7 protein-coding genes, 1 other RNA gene and 1 pseudogene are annotated in these 6,216 nt (G+C 40.4%); 1 reads left to right on the top strand and 8 read right to left on the bottom strand.

The genetic code is table 11. The features are described 5' to 3' along the window. Positions 1–197: 197 nt before the first annotated feature. From HT678_RS00495 to comW, 8 genes are all read right to left on the bottom strand, one after another. Positions 198–695, bottom strand: coding sequence for a carbonic anhydrase (locus tag HT678_RS00495; protein WP_007285146.1), 498 nt, complete (start codon positions 693–695; stop codon positions 198–200). A gap of 72 nt (positions 696–767) precedes the next feature. Continuing rightward, positions 768–2,132: a DNA repair protein RadA gene (radA, locus tag HT678_RS00490; RefSeq protein WP_162499604.1), complete on the bottom strand. Its 1,365-nt coding sequence runs from the start codon at positions 2,130–2,132 to the stop codon at positions 768–770. A gap of 10 nt (positions 2,133–2,142) precedes the next feature. Next, positions 2,143–2,700, bottom strand: coding sequence for a histidine phosphatase family protein (locus tag HT678_RS00485; protein ID WP_023937502.1), 558 nt, complete (start codon positions 2,698–2,700; stop codon positions 2,143–2,145). Then, a complete protein-coding gene (locus HT678_RS00480; RefSeq protein WP_000702002.1) occupies positions 2,660–3,103 on the bottom strand; it encodes a dUTP diphosphatase in 444 nt (147 codons plus the stop codon). The genes HT678_RS00485 and HT678_RS00480 overlap by 41 nt, the downstream gene beginning before the upstream one ends. Before the next feature lie 56 nt (positions 3,104–3,159). Next, positions 3,160–3,257: signal recognition particle sRNA small type (ffs, locus tag HT678_RS00475), an RNA gene on the bottom strand. A gap of 32 nt (positions 3,258–3,289) precedes the next feature. After that, complete coding sequence (tadA, locus tag HT678_RS00470; protein ID WP_016397786.1) at positions 3,290–3,757, bottom strand: tRNA adenosine(34) deaminase TadA; 468 nt, start codon at positions 3,755–3,757, stop codon at positions 3,290–3,292. Between the two features lie 200 nt (positions 3,758–3,957). Beyond that, complete coding sequence (locus HT678_RS00465) at positions 3,958–5,244, bottom strand: adenylosuccinate synthase (protein WP_016397785.1); 1,287 nt, start codon at positions 5,242–5,244, stop codon at positions 3,958–3,960. Between the two features lie 230 nt (positions 5,245–5,474). Continuing rightward, positions 5,475–5,711, bottom strand: a complete 237-nt coding sequence (gene comW, locus HT678_RS00460; protein ID WP_023937504.1) for a sigma(X)-activator ComW — start codon at positions 5,709–5,711, stop codon at positions 5,475–5,477. Between the two features lie 272 nt (positions 5,712–5,983). On the opposite strand from comW, the pseudogene HT678_RS00455 reads away from it, so the two are divergent. After that, positions 5,984–6,216: pseudogene (locus HT678_RS00455) on the top strand (IS630 family transposase); the annotation flags it as partial.

Raw genomic sequence — 6,216 nt, 5'->3', positions numbered from 1 at the left:
TTAGTCAAGTAATATAGCATGACCTGAACGAAGTTCAGCGAGCGTCTTTAGACGCCGCTGGAGAGAAACGGCTTATAGCCGGTGTACAAGCCACCCGTTTTCACGGGTGGTTATGACTGTAAACCAATACATAGCAATAAGATAAAAATAAATAAAATACTGCTTTTCTTCATACACTTTCTTTCTAAATGAAGTATTTATAATTCTACGACTGTCATACTTCCTGTATCAACATTGTAAATGGCACCAAAGATAGTGACATCGTCTGGTATTAGGGGAGACTCGATAAGCAGTTGCATATCCTCGCGTACACTCTCTTCTATATCTTGGAAGGGCAAGAAGTCCTGGTCTGACACATCTACACCTAATTCCTCTTTTAAATACTCCTGAAAAGGTTCATTTTCAAAGGTCTGAGCACCACAGTCTGTATGGTGCAATACCACAATCTCTCTTGTCCCCATTTGTTGCTGGGAAATAACTAGCGAACGAATCATGTCTTCAGTCACTCGACCACCTGCATTCCGCAAGATATGAGCATCCCCAAGTGCCAAGCCCAGAGCTTGCGCAACGTGCAGACGAGAGTCCATACAGGTCACAATAGCTACTCTTGTTTTGGGTTTAAGTGGCAGATTTAACTGCCCATGTAAGGCAACATAAGCCTGATTAGCTTGCATAAACTGTTCAAAATACGACACGATTCCCTCCTTGAAAATTTGATAGTCAAATATTTCTCCTATCTTATCATTTTTAAGAGAATTTGTCACGGATTATGCAAAGACCTTTTTCAAAACTTCCTGAATCGTTGTCACGCCAATGACCTGAATTTCCTTAGGCAGAGTGATTCCTGTCAAGGAATTCTTAGGTACATAAATCTTAGTAAAGCCCAGTTTAGCAGCTTCGTTGATGCGTTGCTCAATACGATTCACGCGCCGAATCTCTCCTGTCAAACCAAGTTCTCCTACAAAACATTCCTGAGGATTAGTTGGCTTGTCTTTATAGCTCGAAGCAATAGCAACTGCAACAGCCAAGTCTATCGCAGGTTCATCCAATTTGACACCGCCAGCAGATTTGAGATAGGCATCCTGATTTTGCAAGAGAAGCCCTGCCCGTTTTTCCAAAACGGCCATAATCAGACTAGCACGATTAAAATCAAGTCCTGTCGTCGTACGCTTGGCATTTCCAAACATGGTCGGTGTTACCAAGGCCTGCACTTCTGCAAGAATAGGACGCGTCCCTTCCATGGTCACAACGATTGATGAACCAGTTGCTCCATCCAAACGCTCTTCTAGGAAAACTTGACTCGGATTGAGTACCTCAACCAAACCACCCGACTGCATCTCAAAAATCCCAATTTCATTGGTAGAACCAAAACGGTTTTTGACCGCTCTTAAAATACGGAAGGTATGGTGGCGTTCCCCTTCAAAGTAAAGCACCGTATCCACCATATGCTCCAGCATTCTCGGCCCAGCCAGAGTGCCCTCCTTGGTCACATGTCCTACGATAAAGATGGCAATATTGTTGGTTTTAGCCAGCTGCATAAGTTCAGCGGTCACCTCACGCACCTGAGAAACAGATCCTTGCACCCCTGAAATCTCAGGAGACATAATGGTCTGGATAGAGTCGATGATGAGAAAGTCTGGCTGGATTCTCTCTACCTCTGCTCGAACACTCTGCATATTGGTCTCTGCATAGAGATAAAACTCACTATCAATATCTCCCAAGCGCTCTGCTCGTAGCTTAATCTGCTGGGCAGACTCCTCCCCACTGACGTAGAGAACAGTCCCCACTTGAGACAACTGGGTTGAGACTTGTAGGAGAAGGGTTGATTTTCCAATCCCAGGATCCCCACCTATAAGGACGAGACTTCCTGGTACCACTCCTCCTCCAAGTACACGGTTGAATTCCTCCATCTCTGTCTTGGTTCGATTGACATTGATGGAGGTCACTTCAGCCAGTTTCATGGGCTTGGTTTTCTCACCTGTTAAAGACACACGCGCATTTTTGACCTCGGCAACCTCAATCTCTTCTACAAAAGAAGACCAAGACCCACAGTTGGGGCAACGCCCCAGATATTTAGGTGAATTATACCCACAATTTTGACATACAAATGTCGCTTTTTTCTTTGCGATGATAAACCTCTTTCTATATCTCTAATTCACACTCAACCACTTGGCAAAAATCAATCTTCTCATTTGGCACAAACTGACGCATGAGCATGTTGTGAGTTACCACTATCACGGTCTGGTAATCTCGATACTTAGCCATGCATTCTAGAAAACGAGACTTCATCTCCGTAGCTGTCTCATATTGAATAGGACTATTAGGAAGTAACTCCCCCTTATTTTCTAGAAACATAGTACGAGCTTTTTCAAAATTATCTGTGCCACTTTCATAGACCTGCCATTCATGTAATAAAGGCTCTACTCTTAAAGGAAGACCCGTAGCATAAACCACATAAGAAGCCGTTTCTAAAGCTCTTGTGACTGCAGAAGATACGATTATTTCAGCTGAAGGGAGTAAAGGATTGGTGCTCAATTTATGGGCCTGCTGCCGTCCCTTCTCAGACAAGGGCGCCAAATCTATCCCAAATCCCGTATAAGAACGCTCCTCTAACTCACGGTAATCTGGCTCCCCGTGACGTATAAAGATAATCTTCATCTTAGTGTCCAGTTGATCCAAAACCACCAGTTCGCACACCATCAGCTGCATCTCCATCTGCAATTAAGAAAGGAGCAAAGACAGCCTGGACAACACGTTCTCCAACTTCAAGAACAACCTCTTGGTCTGTGATATTCTTCATCTGTGCAAAAATATGCCCTTCATTCCCAGGATTTCCATAATAGTCCCCATCAATGACCCCAACTGAGTTAATCAAGACCAAGCCCTTCTTACGAGGATTTGAAGAGCGATCATAAAGGTAAAGAACCTCAGTCGGCTGCATATAAGCCTTAACCCCTGTCGGAACCAAGACAATCTCTCCTGGAGCTATAACTGTACGCACAGCAACCTTTAAGTCATAACCAGCCGCATGCGCTGTCTCACGCTTGGGCAATAAATTTTCATCTGTAAAAGTAGAAACCAATTCAAAACCACGAATTTTCATCATCTTCTCTTTTCTATTATCATTTATTCTAGATTATTCTATCTTATTTATTCGGAAAAAGCACGAAAAAAAGAGCACACAATTCAAATCGCTTAGGGCTGCTGGATTCCTCCCCTGACCCGCTTCACGCAGAACTGTTGCTCCACTATTTATTATATCACATTCCTATTCATTTTAAAAGCAAAATTATTTTTTCCGTCTATTTCTAAAAAAGTCCTGCATAATAGCTGCGCATTCATCTTCCAAAATTCCCGTTTCAACCTCTACACGATGGTTAAGACGCTCATCTGTCAAGATATCGTACAAACTTCCAGCAGCGCCAAATTTCTGGTTTTTAGCCCCATAGACCACATTTGGAATACGGGCAAGCCCAATCGCCCCACTACACATGACACAAGGTTCAATGGTCACAAAAAGTATGCAATCCAGCAAGCGCCAGCTCTCCTCACTCAAGTTCGCATCCTCTATAGCCATAATTTCCGCATGCATAACCGCTCGCTGTAATTCCTCACGCGCATTATGCCCACGACCAATGATTTCCCCATCTTTGACAATCACACAACCAATTGGAATTTCATCGTGTTCAAGAGCAATCTCAGCTTCTCTCAAAGCCTCCCTCATAAAGACTTCTTTTTCTTCAAGCGTATAATACATCTCTTTTCTCTTTTCCTACTTATCGATTTTATTATTATATCATGAATCCCAACACAAAAAAAGCCACCGAATGCGGTGACTCTATAGGGAGATTATTATGAAAAAGAAAAGTTTAGGATATTTGTTACAACAAGTTAGGAGGTCTTCTTGTAACTGTCTATAGTATACCCGACCTATCTTAAACAAATCTTAAAAATCTCTTAGGACCAAACACTTTCTAAAATATTTGTTTGTTCACGACCAGGACCTACTGAGAAAGTAGAAATACGAACGCCAACCAATTCACTCACACGACGAACATAGTTACGCGCATTCTCAGGAAGATCCTCCAAATTACGAACTCCAGTAATATCTTCTGACCAACCTGGCAACTCTTCATAGATAGGTTTGCAACGCTTCAATTGCTCAAGACTAGCTGGATAGTAGTCAATACGTTGACCATCAAGATCATAGGCCACACAGATTTTCACAGTATCTAAACCACTCAAAACATCGATAGAGTTCAATGAAAGATTAGTAATACCAGAAACACGACGGCTATGACGCATCACAACTGAGTCAAACCAACCTACACGACGTGGACGACCAGTTGTTGTACCATACTCATGACCCACTTCACGGATACGTTCTCCCACTTCATCAAACAACTCAGTTGGGAAAGGACCATCTCCTACACGACTCGTATAAGCTTTACATACACCTACAACCTTGTCAATCTTGCTTGGACCGACACCAGAACCAATTGTCACACCACCAGCTACAGGGTTTGATGACGTAACAAATGGATAAGTACCTTGGTCGATATCTAGCATAACACCTTGTGCACCTTCAAAAAGCACACGTTTGCCATTATCAAGCGCATCATTCAAGATAACAGATGTATCTATCACGTATTTCTTGATTTGTTGACCATATTCGTAATATTCTTCAAAAATATCATCGAAAACAATCTCTTTACTGTCATACAATTTTTCAAAAAGACGATTCTTTTCAGCAAGGTTACGTTCTAAACGCTCACGGAAAATATCTTTATCTAAAAGATCTGCAATACGAATTCCAACACGAGCAGCCTTGTCCATATAAGCTGGACCAATTCCCTTAATTGTCGTACCAATCTTATTGTCGCCCTTAGCTTCTTCTTGCAAGCGATCCAACTCGATATGATAAGGCAAAATAACATGCGCACGATCAGAAATACGCAAGTTATCAGTTGTTACACCTTCCTCATGAAGATAGCTCAACTCTTTTACAAGAGATTTAGGATTTACAACCATACCATTCCCAATGACAGATATTTTTTCAGGGAAGAAAATCCCAGATGGAATCAAGTGCAACTTAAATTTCTTACCGTCAATCACAATCGTGTGACCAGCATTATCACCACCTTGGTAACGTGCAATCACTTCTGCATTCGCTGAAAGGAAGTCTGTAATCTTCCCTTTACCTTCATCACCCCATTGGGTACCTACAACAACAACTGAAGTCATAATCTTGTCTGAGCCCTCAGGCTCTTCCTTTCTCACATACATGGCAGGACTCTCACCTGCAATTATATCTTACAATTTATTATAATAAAAAATCGCCTTTTTATCAAGAAGAAACAATAGAAAGATTTGCTATTTCCAACTATTAAAAAATGATTTAGAAAAATAAGCAGCTATTTATTATTATCTTTCCATAAAAAAGTAAATTTGTTCGGAAATTAACTCAGACTATCTCAACAAGAAATAAAACCTTGTTTCATTATCATCTTTTCAAGATACAAACGATAAGCAACACGATAATGGTAAACGATAAAATCCCTACGACACCCAATACCATATCTCACTAAATAATAAATTAAAAATTTAAAATGAAAATGTTCCCAGTCAAAATGATCACCAAATACAGTACCATACTCTTCTTCAATATTTCTATAAAAATCCGCCATCTGCTCATAAATTTTTTGTAACATAATCAAATACTCCTTTTCTTTTTTATGAACTTATTCTAACAAAAAATTTTAATTAATCATTAATAATTCCTGAATTGTACAAATACCAACCTCAATAAGATAAAAAATAGGAAAAGTTGACAGAATAGGAACAAATTTACTACCTAAATTAGACTATTATAGACCTTATTAACTGCGTTAAATACTAAAAGAGAGTTGAGGTAAAAATCTTAAAATAAGAAAAACGCATAGTATAGTTGCTTAGTTTCAAACAAGCATGCTATAATAAAGCTATGGCATATAGTACAGATTTTAAACAGCGAGCATTAGATTACATCAAAGAGGGGCACAGCCATGTCGAGGCAGCCAAGGTTTTTGATGTCGGCGTCAGAACTCTCTTCACATGGAAAAAGAACTTACGTGAACAAGGACACTTAGAGATGAAAAAGCGAGTCGTCAAAAACCGAAAGATTCCTTTAGAGGAATTGAAAGCCTTTGTAGAGTCTCATCCAGATGCTTTTTTACG

It is taken from the genome of Streptococcus sp. 3167 (assembly GCF_013277175.1).
Lineage (GTDB): Bacteria > Bacillota > Bacilli > Lactobacillales > Streptococcaceae > Streptococcus > Streptococcus pseudopneumoniae.
Note: the sequence above shows the minus strand (reverse complement) of the source record. Positions and strands in the feature narration are given on the sequence as shown.

What these genes read in the sequence shown, in the direction of transcription:
- HT678_RS00485 (WP_023937502.1), bottom strand. Translation starts at nt 2,700, where the DNA reads ATGGTGTGCGAACTGGTGGTTTTGGATCAACTGGACACTAAGATGAAG.
- tadA (WP_016397786.1), bottom strand. Translation starts at nt 3,757, where the DNA reads ATGTATTATACGCTTGAAGAAAAAGAAGTCTTTATGAGGGAGGCTTTG.
- comW (WP_023937504.1), bottom strand. Translation starts at nt 5,711, where the DNA reads ATGTTACAAAAAATTTATGAGCAGATGGCGGATTTTTATAGAAATATT.
- HT678_RS00465 (WP_016397785.1), bottom strand. Translation starts at nt 5,244, where the DNA reads ATGACTTCAGTTGTTGTTGTAGGTACCCAATGGGGTGATGAAGGTAAA.
- HT678_RS00480 (WP_000702002.1), bottom strand. Translation starts at nt 3,103, where the DNA reads ATGAAAATTCGTGGTTTTGAATTGGTTTCTACTTTTACAGATGAAAAT.